The sequence below is a fragment of the Salinisphaera hydrothermalis C41B8 genome (assembly GCF_000732535.1).
GTDB classification, from domain to species: Bacteria; Pseudomonadota; Gammaproteobacteria; order Nevskiales; family Salinisphaeraceae; genus Salinisphaera; species Salinisphaera hydrothermalis.
The window spans coordinates 1-20,445 of record NZ_APNK01000009.1 but is presented as its reverse complement, the minus strand read 5'-3'; the positions used below and the strand labels follow the sequence as shown (position 1 = coordinate 20,445).

The window sequence follows — 20,445 nt, the reverse complement described above, 5'->3', positions numbered from 1 at the left end:
AGCGCAAACCCGCCAAGGCGCCGATCCAGCGGCCGGCGCCTGGCGGGCTTCAATGCGCCTGTTGCCAGTTATCGGCCACGCCGGCTTCGGCCACCAGCGGCACGTCCAGTTCGGCGACCGCGCTCATGCGCTGTGCGATAGTCTGGCCCAATGCTTCGGCTTCGGCGGCCGGCACTTCGAACACCAGCTCGTCGTGGACCTGCATCACCATGCGCGCCTCCACTGCCGAATCACGCAGCCAAGCGTCGACGTCGATCATCGCCTTCTTGATCAGATCGGCAGCCGTACCCTGTAACGGCGCATTGATCGCCGTGCGTTCGGCGTACTGGCGACGCGATGCATTGCGGGCGTTGATCTCGGGCAGATAAAGACGGCGCCCGAACAGCGTTTCGACATAGCCCTGGGCCTTGGCCGCGGCACGCGTGTCGTCCATGAACTTGGCAACGCCGGCAAAGCGGTCGAAGAACTTGTTGATGTAGGCGCCGGCGTCTTCGCGCGACAGGTCCAGCTGCTTGGCCAGGCCATAGGCCGACATGCCGTACATCAGCCCGAAGTTGATCGCCTTGGCCGCGCGCCGCTGGTCGGGGCTCACGTCGGCCAGCGGCGTATCGAACACCTCACTGGCGGTCGCGGCATGGACGTCGCGCTGTTCGTTGAACGCCGCCAGCAGGCCGGGATCGCCCGACAGATGCGCCATGATGCGCAGCTCGATCTGCGAATAATCCACCGCCAGGATCTTGGTGCCGGGCGGCGCGATAAAGGCCTCACGAATACGCCGGCCGGCCTCGGTCCGGATCGGGATGTTCTGGAGATTCGGGTCGGAAGACGACAAGCGCCCGGTGGCCGCCACAGCCTGGTGATAGCTGGTGTGAATACGCCCCGTCGCCGGATTGATCAGCGTCGGCAGCTTGTCGGCATAGGTCGAACGCAGCTTCGACAATTCCCGCCAGGCCACGATATGCGCCGGCAGCGCATGTTTGTCGGCCAGCTCGCGCAGCACATCCTCGGCCGTGGACGGCGCGCCCTTGGGCGTCTTGCGGATAACCGGCAATTCCAGCCGATCGAACAGGATTTCCTTGAGCTGGGCCGGCGAGCCGAGATTGAACTCGCCGCCGGCGGCGTCGTAGGCGGCCTTCTCGATCTCTTTCATGCGCTCGGCCATTTCACCGGACACGCGGCGCAGCAGCTGGTCGTCGACCAGCACGCCGTTGGCCTCGACGCGGGCGAGTACCGGCATCAGCGGCATTTCGATCGTTTCATAAAGCTCGAGCAGACGGCCGACCTCGCTCAAGCGCGCATGCAGCAACTGATGCAGTTGCAGCGTGATATCGGCGTCCTCGGCCGCATACGGCGTGGCGACATCCAGCGACACCTGATTGAAACCAACCTGCTTCGCGCCCTTGCCGGCGACGTCCTCGAACTTGGTGGTCTTGCGCTCGAGGTATTTCTGCGCCAGCGAATCCATGTCGTGGCGCGTCGCGGTGGAATCCAGCACATAGGATTCGAGCATGGTGTCCTGATCGGCGCCGGCGACATGCACGTTGTAGCGGGCGAGCACGTTCAGGTCATACTTGATGTGCTGGCCGAGCTTGCTGATGGCCGGGTTCTCGAGCACGCCGCGCACGCGATCGAGGACGGTATCCATCGGCAGCTGGTCCGGTGCGCCGAGATAATTGTGCCCGACCGGCACATACCAGGCCTCGCCCGGCTCGACCGCGAACGATAGCCCCACCAGATTCGACTGCATGGCCGACAGAGCGTCGGTTTCGGTATCCACGCAGATCAGCTCGGCGGCCTCGAGTTTGGCCATCATGGCCTCGAGCGCTTCGATATCGAGCACGGTGTGATACTGCGTTTCGCTCGGCGCAGCCGGCGTGTCGGGCGCCGCGGACACATCGGTCGGAGTATCCAGCTCTTCCAGGAACTTGCTGAAATCGTAACGACGAAACAGCGCATGCAGCGCGTCGTTGTCCGGCTCGCGCCGAGTCAATTCGTCGGCCAGCCCGGTCAGATCCAGCTCGGTGCGGATCGTGGCCAGATCCTGATACAACGGCAGCTGGTCGAGCCGCGCCCGCAGATTGTCGGCCACCTTGCCGCCGATCTCATCGGCGTGCTCGATCACGCCGGCGAGATTGCCGTACTTGATCAACCACTTGGCCGCTGTCTTCGGGCCAACCTTCTCGATGCCCGGAATATTGTCGGAGGTATCGCCGACCAGCGCCAGATAATCCGTGATCAGTTCCGGGCCGACGCCGAACTTGTCGTGTACACGGGCGACGTCGGTGCGCTTGTCCTGCATGGTATCGAGCAGCACGACCCGCTCGTCGACCAGCTGAGCCATGTCCTTGTCGCCAGTCACGATCACGACGGGGCCGGGCTCACGCGCGGCCAGCGTACCGATCACGTCGTCGGCCTCCACACCGTCCATCTGCACGATCGGTAGGCCCATCGCGTGGATGACCTCGCGGATGCCCTCGAACTGATCGGCCAGATCCGGCGGCACCGGTGGCCGATGGGCCTTGTAGTCGGGAAACAGTTCGTTACGGAAGGTCGGCCCGCGCGGGTCGAACACCACCACGATGCGATCGGATTCGTACTCGCGCAGGAACTTGCGCAGCATGTTGGTCATGCCGTAAATCGCACCGGTCGGCTGGCCGTCGGCATTGGTCAATGGCGGCAGCACGTGAAAAGCACGATACAGCCACGACGAGCCGTCGATGAGGATCAGCGGGCCATGGGCATTGGATTCGGACATGACGAACGGGAGACGGCGAAGCAATGCCGCTACTTTAAGAGGGCGACGATCGCGGGTCCATGAACGGCAGCGCCAATTTTGGATTACGGCGCTCGTTCCTCAAGTGTGATCCGCAGATTTCTCAGATGACACAGATTGGAGACCATGCCATTTCGAGTGACTCGGCGTGATCTGCAAAATCCGTGGATCGTTTTCTTATTCGAGCGCTGAATCGCGACTCAGGTAAACGGCAGACGTCGCTCGCCGCGCATGAGATCGGCCAGCGTCTCCCGGGCGCGGACTTCGTGCATCGTGTCGCCGACCACCATCACTTCGGCCGCGCGCGGGCGCGCGTTATAGTTCGATGCCATGGTGAAGCCGTAGGCACCGGCCGTGCGCACGGCAAGCAGGTCGTCCTCGGCGAGCGTGAGTTTGCGGCCCTGGGCGAGGAAATCGCCCGTCTCGCAGATGGGGCCGACGATATCCCAGGCTCGGGTCTGTCCCCCATGCGCATTCGCTTTCACGGGCACCACGCGGTGCCAGCCGTCATAAAGCGCCGGGCGGATCAGGTCGTTCATCGCCGCATCGACCACGGCGAAATGCTTGTCCGTCTCGCTGGCCCCAGGTTTCAGCAGTTCCACACGGGTCACGAGAATGCCGGCGTTGGCGGCCAGCACGCGCCCCGGCTCGAGGATCAGTTTGAGCGGGCGGTCGCCCAGCATTTCCGCGATCGCACTGGCGTATTCGGCCGGTGTGGGCGGCGTTTCGTCGCGATAGCACACGCCGAGGCCGCCGCCGACATCGATATGCGACAGTTCGATACCATGGGCGGCCAGCCGATCGATCAACGCCAGAATACGGGCGACGGCATCTCGGAACGGCGCCAGAGTGGTCAACTGCGAACCGATATGGCAATCGACACCGATCGGGAACAGCCCGGGGCGTTCGGCGGCCTCGGCATAGAGCGCCTCGGCGCGCTCGATGGCGATACCGAACTTGTTTTCCTTGAGCCCGGTGGAGATGTACGGATGCGTCTGGGCATCCACATCCGGGTTCACGCGCAGCGAAATCGGGGCAACAACGCCCAGGCGCTGGGCTACCGCATCGATCCGCGCCAGTTCGGCTTCGGACTCGACGTTGAAGCAGGCAATGCCCACCTCCAGCGCGCGTTCGATCTCGTCGACGCGCTTGCCGACCCCTGAAAACACGATGCGCGCCGGATCGCCGCCGGCCGTGATCACTCGTTCCAGTTCACCCACCGATACGATATCGAAGCCGCTGCCCAGATCGGCGAGCAACCCCAGCACGCCGATATTGCCGTTGGCCTTCACGGCAAAGCAGATCTCGTGGTCGATGCCGGAGAGCGCCTCGTCGAACACGCGATAGTGGCGCGTCAGCGTGGCCGCGCTGTAGACATAGGTCGGCGTGCTGAAACGCTCGGCGATATCGGCCACGGGGACGTCTTCGGCGTACAGGGCGCCGTCGCGGTAGTCGAAATGATCCATTACGGCGTGCTGCTTTGCGAGTGGGAAGCGCCGTTGTCGCCGCCTTGGCTGGACGCATCGCCCGATGGCTTCTGGCTCTCGTCCTTGTCCTGGCCCGGGCTCTTCGCCGGTTTGATCAAAGGCTTGGGCGGGTTCGGATTATGGCCCGGCAAATACAGCGGGCCTTTCTGCCCACAGCCGGCCAACACGAAACCGGCCGCCAGCGCGACGAACAGGGCGAGGAGAATCGGCTTCATGCGCGGCACTCGCATTCCGAAAAACAACGGCCGGCCAGTCTAACCCGAGACGCCGTCAGACGCCCATATAGCGCGCCAGGAACCGCAGATGCTCGTCAATGAACGTGGCGATGAAGAAATAGCTGTGGTCGTAGCCTTCGCGGCGCCGAACCTCGACCGAGGCGCCCGCTTTCTCCGCGGCCTGTTCCAGCGCCTCGGGCTTGAGCTGTTCCTCGAGGAAGCCGTCGGCCAGGCCCTGTTCCAACAACACCGGCGGCAAGGCGGCGCCGTGATCGGCATGGGCCATCAGATCGCTGGCGTCGTACTCGGCCCAAGCCTTGCGATCATCGCCCAGATAAGTCGAGAAGGCCTTCTCGCCCCAGGGCACGGCCACCGGATTGCAGATCGCCGAGAACGCCGAGATGGCGGCGAAGCGATCGGGATTGCGCAGGCCGATGACCAGCGCGCCGTGGCCGCCCATGGAATGCCCCGCGATCGCCTCGCGCGAAAGATCCACCTGCTCGCCGAAGCGATCGGCGAGCAGGTCGGGCAGTTCGGTCACGACATAGTCGTACATCCGGTAATGCGTCGACCACGGCGATTGCGTGGCGTTGACGTAAAAGCCGGCGCCCTGACCCAGATCATAGACGTCCTCATCGGCCACATCCTCGCCGCGCGGGCTGGTGTCCGGCGCGACGATGGCGATGCCGAGCTCCGCGGCCACGCGCTGGGCGCCTGCCTTGTTGACGAAGTTCTCGTCGGTGCAGGTCAGCCCGGACAGCCAGTAGACCACCGGCACGCGATCGTGCTCGGCGGCCGGCGGCAGATACAGAGCGAACGTCATGTCGCAGCCGCACGTCTTTGAGTGGTGCGTATAGCGGCGCTGCCACCCGCCGAAGGATCGATGCTCGTCGATGACTTTCACGTCCACGGTCGTCGTCTCCCGCAAGCGATTTAGAAATGCAGTACCGAGCGGATCGCCTTGCCCTCGTGCAGAAGATCGAAGGCCTCGTTGATCTGCTCGAACTTGAGATCGTGGGTCACGAAATCGTCGATATTGATATCGCCCGACATATAGCGCCCGACATAGTCCGGCAGCTCGGTGCGGCCCTTCACGCCGCCGAAGGCGGAACCGCGCCACACGCGTCCGGTGACCAGCTGGAACGGACGGGTTTCGATGGTCTCGCCCGCGCCGGCCACGCCGATGATGGTCGACTCGCCCCAGCCCTTGTGGCAGCACTCGAGCGCGGCCCGCATGACGTTGGTATTACCGATGCACTCGAACGAGTAGTCCACGCCGCCATCGGTCATGTCGATGATGACCTGCTGGATGGGGTCGTCATAGTCGGCCGGGTTGACGAAGTCGGTCGCGCCCAACTGGCCGGCGAACTTGAATTTGTTCGGGTTCAGGTCGATGGCGATGATGCGCTCGGCACCAATCATCTTGGCGCCCTGGATCACCGACAGGCCGATCGCGCCGAGGCCGAACACGGCGACCGTCGAGCCGGGCTCGACCTTGGCGGTGTTGTAGACCGCGCCGATGCCGGTGGTGATGCCGCAGCCCAGCAGGCAGACCTTGTCCAGCGGGGCTTCGGGGCTGATCTTGGCCAGCGAGACTTCGGGCACGACGGTGTATTCCGAGAACGTGGACGTGCCCATGTAGTGGTACAGATCCTGCCCGTTCTTGGAGAAGCGGGTGGTGCCATCCGGCATCAGGCCCTGGCCCTGGGTCTCGCGCACCGCGCCGCAGAGATTGGTCTTGCCCGATTTACAGAACTTGCACTCGCCGCATTCGGCCGTATACAGCGGAATGACGTGGTCGCCCGGCTTGACCGAGGTCACGCCTTCGCCGACTTCCTCGACGATACCGCCGCCTTCGTGGCCAAGAATACGGGGAAAGAAACCCTCGGGATCCTTGCCCGACAGGGTGTAGGCATCGGTATGACACACGCCGGTAGCGACAATACGCACCAGCGCTTCGCCGGCCTTCGGACCGGCAACGTCGATTTCCTCGACCGACAACGGCTTGCCTGCCTCCCAGGCGATCGCGGCGCGTGACTTCATCGGAACTCCAATCGACTCGGCGTCGTTGTTGTGTACATAACTGCGCCGATACTATCGCAACTCTCTTGGGTGTCGAAGGCCAGGGTGGCCGCATGTCGCATGGGCGATGTTGCATGTCGTTCAGCGCCTGTCCAGACTTCGCCATCGGTACCCTGCTCATGGACCACATCATGCTCGACTGCGTTGAAATCCAACCGCCGAATCCGGCAACCGCCAGCGTCATATGGCTGCACGGTCTGGGCGCGGATGGAAATGATTTCGTGCCCATCATCCCGGAACTCGGGCTGGGGGACGCGCATTCGGTGCGCTTCGTGTTTCCGAACGCGCCCCAGCAACCGGTAACGATCAACGGCGGCATGCGCATGCCCGCGTGGTACGACATCAAGGGCGCGGATATTGCCGATAAACAGGATCGCCCGGGCATCGAGGCCAGCACCGCCGAAATCGAGACACTGATCGCCCGCGAGATCGACGCTGGCATCCCGGCCGATCGCATCGTGCTGGCCGGCTTTTCCCAGGGCGGGGCGGTCGCGCTGCATGCAGGGCTGCGCCATAACACCCCGCTTGCCGGTATCATGGCGCTTTCAACTTATCTGCCGCTACACGACTCGCTGGCCACCGAGGCGAGCGACGCCAACCGCGGTATTCCGATTTTCATGGCCCATGGCAGCGAAGACCCCATCGTGCCGATCGCTCTGGGCCACGGCAGCCGAGACCGGCTCCTCGCCGCTGGCTACGCCGTCGACTGGCATGAATATCCCATGGCCCATCAGGTTTGTCTGCCCGAGATCGCAACCATCGGCCGCTGGCTGCGCGAACGCCTGGAGCGGTAACGCATGATCGATACGCTGTGGCATCTGATCGCGGAATACGGCTATTTCGCGGTCGCCGCCGGCTGCTTCTTCGAGGGCGAGGCCTCGATTCTTCTGGGCATGCTGGCCGCGAACAACGGCGTATTGACCGAACACGGCGTGTGGTTGGCCGCGACCATCGGTACCTTGCTGGGCGACAACATCTGGTTCCATATCGGCCACAAAATGGGCCGACCGGCGCTGGCCAAACGCCCGCGCTGGCACGCGAGGGCGACCCAGATCGAGGCCCTGCTCGAACGCTACGGCGCCGTCGTGATGATCGGCTTCCGGTTCCTCTGGGCGATGCGTTCGCTTACCCCGTTCGTGCTCGGCTCGCTCGGCGTCTCGCCCTGGCGTTTCCTGTTCTACGATTTCATCGGCACGCTGATCTGGTCGACCACCGTCACCGTCGTCTCCCATTACCTGGCCGATGCGATCGGGCAGGCGATCAGCCATATCCAGAACATCGAGCAGGCCCTGCTCGCGCTGGTCATTGTGTTGGCCGGGGCGGCCTGGCTGGTGTATTACCTGCGGCGCCGTTCGAACGAAAACAGCGACTGAGCCCGCTCCGGCCGGCGCGATCGGCGGACATCGGCATCACGCCCGTTGCTTTGAATCGAGTCGGCCGACCGCCTCAGAACGCTCGGCTCCACGTCATGCGCCGCGATTGGCGCTGGCCCACCGGCCCGCAAGTCTCACGCAGGCCGGATGGCGCTTGATAACGCCGCACACAACCGGCGCCATCCGCTATTTCAAGTGGCTTTTGACCGCCGCCCGCGGTGCGTATGCCCGGCGTACGTGCTTTATCACCCCGAATAACATCGAGCTTTGTGCGGGGGCTTGTAACTAGCGATCGAACTTCCAGACCACGTCGCCACCGGTCGACTTGCCGCTCGATGAGGTCTCGAGCGTCCAGTGCGACGACAGGGTATAACGCATGGTGACAGTCGAGACCTGATCGAAAAGACCCAGACCGTAGCCCACATAAAGCTTCGGCGACAGATATTTGCCCACGGTCAGCGCGGCCTGGCTGCTGCTCTTGCCGGCGCCCGTGCCGATGCCGACATTGTCCAGCCCCAGTTTGCTGCCGATATCCTGCAATACCTTGTTACCGCGTGAAGACCCGAGCGCCAACGCGGCACGGGCGACCAGACTGGACTGCTGCCCGTTGGTGGAATCCAGCGGCCGGCCGAGCAACAGCCAGGACAGCTGCTCCGACTGGCTCATGGCTGGCGTCGAAAATAATTGCAGCTTCGGATTCTTGATACTTCCGCGGACGTGCACACCGACGGTCACGTTATCTGTCGGGTAGCGGGCCGCCTTGATATCCAGGCCGGGCTCGCTGACCGGGCCGCCGGCAAACAGAATCTTGCCCTGCTGAATATCCAGGCTTTGGCCGTAGGCCTGATAGGAACCGTTGTTGATGTGAATCGCGCCGGTGCCGGTAGGTTCGTTACCCGGCTGTTGCACGACCCGCAGATTGCCGCCCAGATCGGCTTTCAGACCGAACCCGTCGATATGGACTTTCTTGCCGAGGATCACGTTTACATCGGCGTGGATCGCGCGTGCCGCTGCCTTCGTGGGGCTGGGCTTGTTGCTCACGATCACCTGATCAGAGGAGGGCGTGGTCACGCCCGAAGCCGGCAGGTTGCGCGGCGTGATCGAGGCCTCGGGGATGGTCACGCTACCGCTGACATCTACCTTCGACGGTGTCACCGCGACCTTGAGATCCGGACTGACGTAGGCCGTGACGTCGGGAATATGCGCGATCTGGAAGTGATCGCCCTTGATCGCGAGATTGACCGTCTGCCCTCGATCGGCCAGAGAGATGTCGCCGTTGGCGTTGAGCGTACCGCCGCCGGACTTGGCCGCGGCCGTGATCCCGATGGACTGGCCCCGACCCTGGGCCGCCAGACTCACGTCGGTGAGCGTCAGGCCCGGGGTCACCAGCACGATCTTGGAGGCATCGAGCCCGATATGACCCAGCACGGTCGGCTTGGCCAGCGTGCCGCCAAGCTGCATGTCGCCCGCGAACTTGCCGTCGAAAGTCGCGACCTCGGGCGACAGTTGGGTAATGAATCCCATCGACGCCAGGCCGATATGCAACTGCCCGTTGAGCGAATGCTTGAGCAGACTACCGCGTCCGGAGGCCACCGTGGCCTGCGCCCGAATGCCGTCGCTGCCGGCCAAGGGCAGGTCGACGTTGGCATCCAGGCCATTGTTGGCCATCTTGGCCTGGATGTGGCCGGGCCGCATCTCGAGCACCTTGACCGTCTCGCCCTGCGGATTGGTCATGCTGACCGTGCCGGCCGAGGTTTGCAGATTGGCGTTGACCTGCGGCGTACCGCCGGTGGGCAGCTTGGCGTCCACCTGGCCGGAAACCGAGCCGGTCACCGCCAGGCCGTCGGGGAAGAAGCTCTTGGCATAATCGTAGTTGAAATTCGACAACTCGATATGGCCCTGGCTCACCTTCGTATCATGCTTGCCGGTCAAGCACAGGCGCGCCCGGCCGGAGGTCAGACAGGCGTTGTCGATCGACTGAGCGCCGGCGGAGATGGCTCCAGAAGCCGGCGCCGCCAACGACCACGGCGCGAGCTTTTCGTAGCCGGCGGTCAGCCGGTGCAGCGTGAACTTCTCGCGATAGGTTTTCTTGTCGAGTGAGCCGGTCAAAGCCAGATCGGCCTTGGCCGTATCGCTGTCGAGATTCAGCGCCAGGTGGTGCGAGGACGGGGTGCCGTCGAGATTGAGCGTGACCTTGTGGATCTTCTGGCCGGAGGCATCGATCCCGCGCACCGCCAGATCGACCTTGGACTGCGTCGCCCCAGACCAGTCCACCTTCGCGTTCAGGTCGGCGGCATCGACTTTGTTGCCATAGGCATCGAGGTGACGTGCGGTGAGCTTGGCGGTAACGTCCGGTGCCTTGAACCGGCCGGATACGCGGCCATCGGTCTGCAGGCTACCCGCCAGCCCCGGCATGATCGTGGACAGATCCGTCGAGTGAATCGACCACTGGCCGTCGAGCTTGGCGTCCGGGGTCCAGCCAAACGTACCGTTGATATCGGCGGTCGCGGCCCCCGATACCAGATGTAGTGTATCCACCTTGACGTGATCGCCCAGGTACTGCGCCTTCGCTTTCAGATCCAGCGGCTGATGGCGCAAGCTGCCGTGCGCGGTCAGCGTTTTCAGATCCGCGTGAATTTGCTGGCCGACCTGGGTCGCCGTGACGTCGGCATTCAGATTGAAGTCGCCCGGCACGTTGGCCACGATCGCGCCCGGATTGATATGACTGCCTTCCAGATGCGCGTCGACATCGAGCTTCGGCGACCATCGGGTTCTGGCATGCCCGGTGATATGCCCCGGCCCCCCGGAAATATCCAGCGATTTCAGGTCGAACGCCTTCAGGCTGCCGGAGCCGTTGGCGGCCAGCTTGCCCTGGGTCTGGCCGACCACCTGCCAGACCAGCTGGGTATCGAGATCGTAGTTGTCCAGCGTGCCGGTGAGCCGGACCTTGCCCTTGTCCGACTTGTAGGACGGTTTGGCCGATAGCGGCCAGGCCAGATTCGACCAATCGACGGTCAGATCCATCTTGTTGCCGGAGGCCATGGCGACCTGGCCGTTGGCCGTCAGCTGGCCGTTCGTGGCCGGCACCCCGATCTTGAGGTTCTTGATGTCGACTGTCTTCGGCGTGTAGTGCAGCCCACCGTCGAGCGTGGCCTTGCCGTAGTCGGCGCTGTCCACTTTCGCCGACAATTGCACGCCCAGATCGTCGACCGGGCCCTTGGCCTTGATATCGGCATCGGCGGCGATCTTGGGCAATGTCTTGCTGATCGCCTGCGTCTTCACGCCCTTGGCCTGAATTTCGGCGTCGATGCCCATTTTGGACAACACATGCGTGATGTCGCCGGTGAGCTTGAGGTTATAGGGCGAAGCGACGTTAGCGGCCAGATGCAAATCATCCAGGTTGCCGGTGATATCGGCGGTCGCCGACAACGGCGCGTAATTCGGCAGGCGCAGCTCGGCCTTGGCTTGCAGGTTCGTGTTGTAGCCGCCGTTCGGCGTGACCGCCGCATGCGCGTCGAGATCGAACATCGGGCCGTGGCCGGTCAGCGACTTGATTTGCCACTGGGCGTCATCGAGCCGAGCACCGGTCAGCTTCACGCTATCGACCTTGACCGGCTTGGCTTTGGGCGCGGTCACCGCCGAAACGTCGGTAACCGCCACGCGATCCACGATCACCGTGACCGGCAGATTGATCTGCTGGGGTAGCGAGAACGGCTGGCTATTCTGCTTGGGCTGAGTCGGCGTCGTCTTGAGGACCTTGTAATCGACGTTAGCGACATCGAGATGGGTGATATGAACGGTCCGGTGCCAGATCGCCGAGAAATCCATATCGAAATCGATCGAGCCGACATGCACTTTCATCGCATCGGTATCGTAATCGACGCCGGAGACGTGCAATGGCCCGATCAGGCGGCCTTTGACCGAATCGATATGGATGCCGGCCGGCATGAACCGCTGCGCTTGGTGCCAGGCGAATTCGGTACCGGTGCGCGTGCCGCCAACCCAGCAGACCAGGCCCACCAATACGACGACTACAATCAGCAACGCCAGCAGCGTCCACTTGAGGATGCGCCACAGCCACGAACGCCGGCGCGCCGGCGTCTTGTTCGGCGCCGGTTGCGGGGTCGGGTCGTCGTTGTTCTGCGGCGTACTCAAAGATCGGGCCCAAGACTGAAGTGGATACGAACAGGGGTACTCGAGTCATCCAGCGGATGCGCCAGATCCAGCCGCACCATGCCCACCGGCGAGCCCCAGCGGAAGCCGATACCCACCCCGCGCTTGAAGCTGAAATTACCCAGGCTGTCGGTTACGTCACCCGCATCGAAGAACGCCGCCACGCCAAACTTCTTGTAGAAGAACCAGTCGCCTTCGACGCTACCGGTGGCCAGATAGCGACCGCCCACATCCTGGTTCTTGCTGTTGGTCGGGCTGATCGATTGATAGGCGTAGCCACGCACGCTGCGATCACCACCCGCGAAAAATCGCTGGGACGGCGGCACTTCGTTGAAATTGTCGGTTTCGATGGCACCGAGCTCGGTCCGCATGACGATACGGGTCTTGGCGGTCACCGGAACCACGGCATGGGCGCTGAAATCGCCCTCGATGAAGTTGGTACTCGACAGCAACTTGTCGCTGGCGCCGCGAACATCGAGCGACAGGCTCACGCCCTTGTGCGTGAACAGCAGATTGTCGGCTTTCTGCAGCGTGATGTTGTAGCCGGGATAAAGCAGCGTGCTGTTACGCGAGCCGTAGCCGAGGTTGTAGTACTCCCGTTCCAGCTTGATATAGGCGCGCTGCCGACCCAGCTGCCAGCCGGTGTCGCGTGTCACGCCCACACCATAGAGCGTGGACGTGATATCGCCGAAGTCCTGATTGCTGATGGTGGCGGTGAAACTGAGTTTGTCCTGAGTCACGTCGCCGATCGGGATATCGTAGGACGACTGCAGCGTCCGCTGGATCTGGGAAATCCGTAGATCGGTGCGGAACTGGTGGCCATACTGATTGAGGTGACGGAACTTGACCCCCAGCCCCAGACGGGGCCCGGTGTCGGTACCGTAGCCAGCCGAGATCTTGTAGCTTTGCCCCTTGCTCGGCTTGGCTTTGACCGTGACCGGAATCCGCAACTCGCCGATCGATTGCAATGGATCTTGCGGCGGATAAATCAGATCGTAGAACCATTGATTCATCGCCGGGGCGCGGGTCGCTTTATCGCGCGGCGCGTTGATCTCAATCTGACTGAAATAATCGGTATCCGACAGCGCCAGCTGGAGATTGATCAGTTGTTCGGCGTCATACGGCTGGCCCGGCGTGAACGGTACATAGCGGTGTACGAACTTGTCGTTGAGCAGATCCTGATCGAACGTGACCGGACCGAAGTAGTAACGCTCGCCGGTATCGAGCACGAGATCGATCTCCGCCGTATTGGTCTTCGGGTTCACCCGAATCGCCGACTTGGAAAACTTCGCGTCCAGATATCCGGCATTGTAGGCCGCGTTATATAGCGCGCTCTTGGTATCCGAATACTGGGATTCGACCAGGCGCTTGCCTTTCTTGAGCTCGGTCGAGTGCAGCGCGGACTGTATCGCTTCGAGCTGATCGCCCGGGCCCTCGACGTCGATATTCAAGCGCGTGATCTTGGTCGCCGGGCCGTGCTTGATATTGAAGCGCGCGTGCCAGGTCTTGGAATTACCGCTGGGCTGTTTGAGGCGCTCGTTGATCTCGGGATTGAAGTAGCCGTAAGGCTGGAGCGCCTGCTTGATTTCTTTGGGCGCCAGTCGAAACAGGCGCTGGATTTGATCGGGCGACCACGGCTGCTTGTGATCGCCGGCCACCGAAAGCGACTTGCGCACGTTGCTCTCGAGCGGATTGCCGATGCCCTTGATCTGTACGTCGACATCATCGGCCAAGGCCCGCGGGATGAGCACCAGCGCGACCATGCCGGCCGCGGCCAGGCCGACGACGGCTGTGGTGGTGTACCCACGTGGACGAACGTATTTCACAGTGACTGCATGGTTTCGCGGCCCGTGGCGACACGCGCGACAAACGCGCTGTAATCAATGACTAACAACAGCAACGTCGCGATCGAAGAAAAATCCCTTGCGTACAATCCAGACTACCCCAGAAGCCTGCGATCGGGCGATACCATCCACCCCGGATACCCCACCGCCGATCACCGCGATACGATTCGCGAGTTATGCGCTATCGAAATTCTCGATGGTCAAGGGTTCGAGATCCTCGACATCGGAAATGCGCAGGACCCGGCTGTAGAACGTGCGCTCGGCCTCGATCGCCGTCATGACATTATCGGCATTACGAAATCCGTGGCGTTCGGATTCAAACAATACGTAAGCCACCGGGACACCGCGCTCGCTGAGCGCCTCCACCATGGACTCTGCCTGGTCCGGCGGCACCACCTTGTCTTGCCCGCCCTGCAGGAAGAGCACTGGGCAAGACAGCTGGTCGGCGTGGTACAGCGGCGAGCGCGCGATCAACGTGTCGTCGTCGCGACCGATCAAGCGCTCCAGATAACGCGATTCGAATTTATGCGTCGACGCCAGCAGGCGCTTGAGATCCCCGATCCCGTAATAACTCGCACCGGCGGCCGCCAGATCGGTAAACGCGAGCACCGACAGCACGGCATAGCCCCCGGCGCTCGACCCCGAAATCAGTACGCGATCCGGATCGATGCGATCGGCTTCCGCCAGATACGCGGCGCCGGTGCGACAATCCTCGACATCGGCTACACCCCAGACGCCGTCGAGCGCCATTCGATAATCCCGCCCATAGCCGGTGCTGCCCCGATAATTGACGTCGAGTACCGCATACCCACGCGAAGTCCAGTACTGAATTCGGGCATCGAGGGCGGTATCGGTGGCCCCGGTCGGGCCACCGTGACACTTCAGGATCAGCGGCGGGCGTTCATCGGGCGGCGCCGTCCAGCGTTCGCTGACGGGCGGGTAGAACAGACCGTGCGCGATCTCGTCGCCACCCGTCGGCCAGCTCATCGACTCGGGCCGCGACAGGGCGGCATCAGCCGGCAGGCTGTCCGCCGAGCGCAATACTTCACCGGCGCCCTCGATATCCAGCCGGCGAATATGCTTGGCCCGTGCCGGGTTGGCCGCGACCACCGCGATACGATCGCCGATGGCGGTAATCTGTTCGAAGAAATCGCAATCGTGGCGCCACGCGTTGAAGGTGCCGGAATCGCGATCGACTTCGCCGAGATGCCAGGCACCGTCCTGGGCAAGCAGCGCGAACAAGCGGCCATCGTCGGTAAAATCGTAGGTCGACTGGCCGAACACCCACTGCGGCACGCCGAATTCGCCTTGCTCGGCCGTCAACGCTTCAAAGCCGGCCTCGTTTTCGCGGTGAATATTCCACCAGTTGTCAACATCGGCCACCACATGCAAACGACCGTCCGGATCGAAGACCGGTCCGAACAACGAGACGTCGTCGGGCTGCCATAGCGGCGTGGGCGATCCGATATGACCCTCGTCGTCGATTGAGGCCTGCCATAGCTCGCTCACGTCCCAGGGCATGTTCGGATGATTCCAGGCCAGCCACACCAGCCGATCCGACCCGGGCGACAGACGCGGGCTGGCATAGAAATCCTGGCCCGAAGCCAGTGTATGAACGCTGCCGTCGCGATGGATGCTCACGACCCGGGCCGCCGGCTCGTCGAGCGATTCGTCGAGATCCTCGGCAATCGCGATTAATCGGCCGAAACGAGCGTCGTACTGCAGGTCGGCGAAACGGATATCCGCATCCGGATCAGTGATCGCCGATAAATGTCCCTCCGGATCGCGCATCCAGACCGCCTGATCCGAGGCATTCACGAACCATATGAACCCGGCGTGCACCGCAAACGCGCCGCCGCCATATTCATAAACCGCGCTGCGCGCGGAGGCCGGCGCGTCCAGACAGGACGTGGCGCCATGCTCGGACAGCGTCATGATGGTATTGCGACCGGCTTCTTCCGGTCGGCTTTCCAGCCAGTACAGCCGAGGGCCCTCATGCGCGCCGCGGTCGACCCGAAGATCGGCGAACTTGCGCCCGGCGGCCGCGACATGGGCTGCGGATATCGATGAAGGCCAGCTGCCGTAAGGACGAATCGGTTTCATGTGGAACCAATGGACCAGGATTGATGTATACGGTGCACTGGTTGCCCGGCTTGAGCAAAGCCGCGTTCGTGAAAATCGAGGGTGTCTTGTGCATGGCGACGAATCACGGTCGAGGCACGGGTCCCGTAGTGCTCCCCCTTGATGAAAGGCGAGGATAAAAAACGCTCATGTTCGCGCGGTATCCCGGTATCCGGCAACTCGGTATAAGCCGCGGGCTCGGTGTCGGCGAGCAGCGCGAACAGCGCGTCGGTCACCGGCGTGCCGGCGGCCAGTTCACGTCGCATGCCGCGTTCGGCGCGTTGCGTCTTGGGCCAGCGTTCCCCCCAATGGCCGTTGGAAATCGCAACGATGCCCGGCGACAGTTCCCGGACGCCGGCGCTGTCGCGATTGGAGACGAAACACAGTCGCGACCGGTCGGCGACGAGCAAATTGAACGGCCCATAGTCGGCGCCGATGCCCGCCACATGCTCGGCCCAGCCACGCGCATCCGCATCACCGGCAAAGAAATCGGCAACCAACGCGCCGCGGGAACGTAGGGCGCTGGTGTTGTCGAAACCCGGCTCCCGGACATTGGTCACTGCCGCTATGCGGCCTTGGGTATCCGCGCCGCACCAGGTACCGCCGGAGCGTAGATCACGCCCGGCGAACAGGCCCGACGGCGTTGTCCACCAGTGCGCGGCTTCGGTGGGGCGCTCGTGAAATTCGTCACGATTGGCCGCGAGTACCAGCGGGCAGGTCGGATCGACCTGCCACGCCACCACGATGAGACACATGCGTCCTCGCCATCGATCGAGTAATAGACCGACGACGCTATCATGCGCCCGCCCCGAATAGTCAGGCGGATTCGTCCGACATCGAAAGCTCCTTGATCTTGCGCGTCAGGGTGTTGCGTCCCCAGCCGAGCAGTCGCGCCGCCTCCTGTCGATGGCCGTCGGTATGGGCCAGTGCGGCCCGAATCATGACGCGTTCGAGCCGGGGAATCGCTTCGTCGAGCAAATGATCGGCACCCGAGGCAAAGCGCTCGTCCGCCCAGGTCGACAGCAGCGCATCCCACTTGGCCGGCGCCACGGGCGTGCTCGGCTCGGCGCTGGTCGGTGCGGCGGGCGCGTCGGCCGTTGCGCTCTCGGCGCCAAAGCCCATGGCCGATGGGGGATGACCGGCGTCGGCTCGCGGTCGCAGCTCGATAGGGAGGTCATCCAGCACCACTTCGCGGCCCGGCGCCATGACCGTGAGCCAGCGACACAGATTCTCCAGCTCGCGGACGTTACCGGCCCAATCGAGCCCGGTCAGGTACTGGCTGGCGCCACAGGACAGCGTCTTGATCTCCATATTGAGTTCGCGCGCCGCGCGTCCCAGGAAGAAATTCAGCAGCAGCGGAATATCTTCCCGGCGCTCTCGCAGGGGCGGCACGCGCAGGCGGATCACGTTCAACCGATGGAACAGGTCCTCGCGGAAATGGCCTTTCTTCACCTCGGCTTCGAGATTCTGGTTGGTGGCCGCAATGATGCGCACGTCGACCTTGACCGCCTGGTGCCCACCAACGCGATAGAACTGACCGTCCTGCAACACGCGTAACAGCCGGGTCTGCAGATCCGCCGGCATGTCGCCGATTTCGTCGAGAAACAGCGTGCCGCCGTGGGCCTGCTCGAAGCGCCCGCGGCGCTGGCCGGACGCCCCGGTAAACGCGCCTTTTTCGTGGCCGAAGAACTCGGACTCCATCAACTCCTTGGGAATCGCGGCCGTGTTGACCGCAATGAACGGCCGATCGGCGCGCGGGCTGTGTTCATGCAGGGCATGGGCAACCAGCTCCTTGCCGGTGCCGGATTCGCCGGTGATGAGCACCGTGATGTTGGAAGCGGACAAACGGCCGATGGCCCGGAAGACCTCCTGCATGGCCGGCGCTTCGCCGATGATGGTCGACTCGGGCCCGGATTTGCTGGCGGGCTTGTCGTGGGCCCCGGTCTCTTCGGCGACCATGGCCGCACGCTGTACCAGTTCCACCGCTTCGTCGAGATCGAATGGCTTGGGCAGATACTCGAAGGCACCGCCGCGATAGGACGACACGGCCGAATCCAGATCGGAGTGCGCCGTAATGATGATCACCGGCAACTGAGGCTGCACGGCGTGCACGCGTTCGAGCAGATCGAGCCCTGAGATACCCGGCATGCGAATATCGGTCAGCAGCACATCGGGGACATCCTCGGCGATCGCGTCGAGCAGCTCGGCGCCGCCGGGAAAACAGACGACGTTGATCGAGGCCGCCTTCAACGCACGCTCAAGCACCCAGCGAATCGATTCGTCGTCGTCGACGACCCAGGCAGTGAGTTCAGCCATCGCTGGCCTCCATCGGCAGAAAGACGCTAAACATGGTCTGACCGGGGCGGCTTTCGCACTCGATCAGCCCGTCGTGGAGATGGATCAGATACTGCGCGATCGGCAGTCCCATGCCGGTGCCTTCAGCACGCGACGACACCATGGGATGAAAAATACGCGGCAGCAGATCGCGTGGAATCCCCGGCCCGTTGTCGACCACGTCGACCCGCGTAACCAGGCGATGCTTGACGCCGCCGATGGTGAATAAGCGCTGGGTGCGCGTGCGCAGCAGAATGTTGCCCGACGTGCCCAGCGCGGTGACCGCATTGCCCACCAGATTGAAGAACGTCTGAATGAGCTGCTCGCGATCGGCCCGGACTTCCGGAATGCTCGGGTCGTAATCGCGCTCGAGCGTGATACCGGGCGGCAGCTCGGTATCGATCAAAGCGCGGACATGCTCCAGCGGCTCGTGGATATTGAGCAGCTGCTTGTTCGGCGGCCGGCGTGGCCCGAGCAGATCGTCCACCAGATTCTGCAAGCGATCGGCTTCACGAATGATGACGGTGGTGTATTCCTTCAAACCGTCGTCGTCGATCTCGCGCTCGAGCAGCTGGGCCGCGCCCCGCAGGCCGCCCAACGGATTCTTGATCTCGTGTGCCATGCCGCGAATCATTTCCCGGTTGGCAAGATTCTGAATCCGCATCTGGTCGTCGCGGGAGATTCGAAGCTGGCGATCCAGCGACAGGAATTCCAGCAGCAAGGCGGACTCGCCGGCCTGATCGGTGAACGGCGTCACCGTACAGTCCACGATCAGCGGGTCGCCGCCGCCGGCCCGCAGGTGCAGTTCACGCTCGGTGTAGGCCGCGCCTTCGGTCAGGGCCGCAATCAGCCGGCCCCGATGATCCGCCAGATAGGGCAGCGCCTTGTCGAAGGCTTCCTGATCGCAGTGCCGGGCGGATACGCCGAACAGCATTTCGCTGGCCGTATTGAGATACGTCACGCGCAGCTGGTCGTCCAGACACACGACGGCGGTCTTGAGGTTATCGAGAATCGTATCGGGACGATGCTCGTTGTGATCTTCGGAACGCATGGCGCCTGCCTCGCAAGGTTTAGGCCACTGTTGCATACAGCAAGCGGAAAAAGCGCGGCGTCATTCAGCAGCTTAGAGTCTGTGCCGCGGTTTTACGCCAGCCCGCCCCGGGCACTGTTCGGCAGCAACGGGGGATCGCGGTAAAACAGCGCTTACCGCTTCGCTTGGGCCACCTGTAAAAATCAACCCGGGCGCCCCGGGGCCGTCGCGAGTCTGGGTGGTCGCGCATGCCCATAGCCGGCGACTCGTGGCTTGCCGGTCACGATGTGCGGACGCCAACGCGGCGCTCGCGCAAACCTCAACACCTCCTAGGACGGCGGCCGGCCGTCCGCCGACTGCGGCGGCTGCGAATTCGATGGACGAGCCCCCGAACCGCGCAGGACGCGAAACGAGACCGGCGCACTGTGTTGTACCGCATGCCCGCGATAGAGCAGGGTGACACGCAAGGTATGCGCGCCCGGGGCGACGTTGGATAACGTCAGCCGTGTCTGCTGACTCGGCCCCTGGCCGATCGACGCGCCGTCGAGTCGGTAACGCAACGACTCGCCGTCGCCGAGACCAGCCTTGTCGTCCGTATTGCCGACAATGACCGACACCGGCACCTGGCCGGGCGTATTGTTGAACACCTGCCCGGGCTGCGGCGACACCACATGCAGGGCCCGGGCATCGCCGGCCGGCGCGTTCCTTGGCGCGCCCGATGCGCCCGTCGCGGCCCCGCCGCCATTCGACGCCGGTGCCTGGGTGATGCCAGCCGGCTTCGCGCTCGGCGGGTGTGACGTATCGCTGTAGTGCAGTACGCCCTGGGCATCGGTCCAGGTATAGATCGTGGCCTGAACCGGCGCGGTTATCGCGAGGCCGGCCGCGGCCAGAGCCCAGGCCATGACTTGCGCTGATCGCACTGCCTGCATCGTCTGTCTCACCATAAAAAAAGGTTCATCGCACTTTACCGGGAAACGCGGCTTTGATTTTGAGGAAGAAGTAGTCGGCGTTAC

The 20,445-nt window shown here is 63.3% G+C and carries 14 protein-coding genes; 2 read left to right on the top strand and 12 right to left on the bottom strand.

Annotation, left to right across the window (positions count from 1 at the left end):
* Positions 1 to 49: 49 nt before the first annotated feature.
* The 5 genes from polA to C41B8_RS07965 all read right to left on the bottom strand — a co-directional run bounded on the left by polA (position 50) and on the right by C41B8_RS07965 (position 6,518).
* Positions 50 to 2,755 carry a DNA polymerase I gene (polA, locus tag C41B8_RS07985; protein ID WP_037336429.1) on the bottom strand — a complete coding sequence of 902 codons (2,706 nt, stop codon included), beginning with the start codon at positions 2,753 to 2,755 and terminating at the stop codon, positions 50 to 52.
* Positions 2,756 to 2,973: 218 nt separating this feature from the next.
* Complete coding sequence (lysA, locus tag C41B8_RS07980; protein ID WP_037336427.1) at positions 2,974 to 4,239, bottom strand: diaminopimelate decarboxylase; 1,266 nt, start codon at positions 4,237 to 4,239, stop codon at positions 2,974 to 2,976.
* Positions 4,239 to 4,475 carry an LPS translocon maturation chaperone LptM gene (lptM, locus tag C41B8_RS07975; protein ID WP_037336424.1) on the bottom strand — a complete coding sequence of 79 codons (237 nt, stop codon included), beginning with the start codon at positions 4,473 to 4,475 and terminating at the stop codon, positions 4,239 to 4,241. Before lptM ends, lysA begins: the two co-directional genes overlap by 1 nt.
* Positions 4,476 to 4,530: 55 nt before the next feature.
* Positions 4,531 to 5,385 carry an S-formylglutathione hydrolase gene (gene fghA, locus C41B8_RS07970; RefSeq protein ID WP_037336422.1) on the bottom strand — a complete coding sequence of 285 codons (855 nt, stop codon included), beginning with the start codon at positions 5,383 to 5,385 and terminating at the stop codon, positions 4,531 to 4,533.
* Between the two features lie 23 nt (positions 5,386 to 5,408).
* Positions 5,409 to 6,518 (bottom strand): S-(hydroxymethyl)glutathione dehydrogenase/class III alcohol dehydrogenase, encoded by a 1,110-nt coding sequence (locus tag C41B8_RS07965; protein WP_037336421.1) that lies wholly within the window; start codon positions 6,516 to 6,518, stop codon positions 5,409 to 5,411.
* 158 nt (positions 6,519 to 6,676) lie between these two features.
* Between C41B8_RS07965 and C41B8_RS07960 the strand changes: the two genes are divergently transcribed.
* Together C41B8_RS07960 and C41B8_RS07955 are read left to right on the top strand one after the other, a co-directional pair.
* Positions 6,677 to 7,351, top strand: a complete 675-nt coding sequence (locus C41B8_RS07960; RefSeq protein WP_037336588.1) for an alpha/beta hydrolase — start codon at positions 6,677 to 6,679, stop codon at positions 7,349 to 7,351.
* Positions 7,352 to 7,354: 3 nt separating this feature from the next.
* Positions 7,355 to 7,930, top strand: a complete 576-nt coding sequence (locus C41B8_RS07955) for a DedA family protein (RefSeq protein ID WP_037336420.1) — start codon at positions 7,355 to 7,357, stop codon at positions 7,928 to 7,930.
* A 285-nt stretch (positions 7,931 to 8,215) separates the two neighbouring features.
* Here C41B8_RS07955 and C41B8_RS07950 read toward each other — a convergent pair whose 3' ends face one another.
* The 7 genes from C41B8_RS07950 to C41B8_RS07920 form a co-directional block, all read right to left on the bottom strand.
* The gene (locus C41B8_RS07950) at positions 8,216 to 12,085 is read right to left on the bottom strand and encodes a translocation/assembly module TamB domain-containing protein (RefSeq protein WP_037336419.1); all 3,870 of its coding nucleotides are present in this window, start codon (positions 12,083 to 12,085) and stop codon (positions 8,216 to 8,218) included.
* Entirely contained in the window at positions 12,082 to 13,929 is a 1,848-nt protein-coding gene (locus tag C41B8_RS07945) for an autotransporter assembly complex protein TamA (RefSeq protein ID WP_037336418.1), read from the bottom strand. The genes C41B8_RS07950 and C41B8_RS07945 overlap by 4 nt, the downstream gene beginning before the upstream one ends.
* Before the next feature lie 192 nt (positions 13,930 to 14,121).
* On the bottom strand, positions 14,122 to 16,050 hold the full coding sequence (locus tag C41B8_RS07940; protein ID WP_037336417.1) for an alpha/beta hydrolase family protein: 1,929 nt from the start codon (positions 16,048 to 16,050) through the stop codon (positions 14,122 to 14,124).
* A complete protein-coding gene (locus C41B8_RS07935) occupies positions 16,047 to 16,823 on the bottom strand; it encodes an NRDE family protein (RefSeq protein WP_051883271.1) in 777 nt (258 codons plus the stop codon). The genes C41B8_RS07940 and C41B8_RS07935 overlap by 4 nt, the downstream gene beginning before the upstream one ends.
* A 61-nt stretch (positions 16,824 to 16,884) precedes the next feature.
* A complete protein-coding gene (ntrC, locus tag C41B8_RS07930) occupies positions 16,885 to 18,384 on the bottom strand; it encodes a nitrogen regulation protein NR(I) (protein WP_037336416.1) in 1,500 nt (499 codons plus the stop codon).
* Positions 18,377 to 19,453, bottom strand: a complete 1,077-nt coding sequence (gene glnL / locus C41B8_RS07925) for a nitrogen regulation protein NR(II) (RefSeq protein ID WP_037336415.1) — start codon at positions 19,451 to 19,453, stop codon at positions 18,377 to 18,379. Before glnL ends, ntrC begins: the two co-directional genes overlap by 8 nt.
* A gap of 308 nt (positions 19,454 to 19,761) precedes the next feature.
* Positions 19,762 to 20,361, bottom strand: a complete 600-nt coding sequence (locus tag C41B8_RS07920; RefSeq protein ID WP_198025119.1) for a DUF4124 domain-containing protein — start codon at positions 20,359 to 20,361, stop codon at positions 19,762 to 19,764.
* Between the last annotated feature and the right edge of the window lie 84 nt (positions 20,362 to 20,445).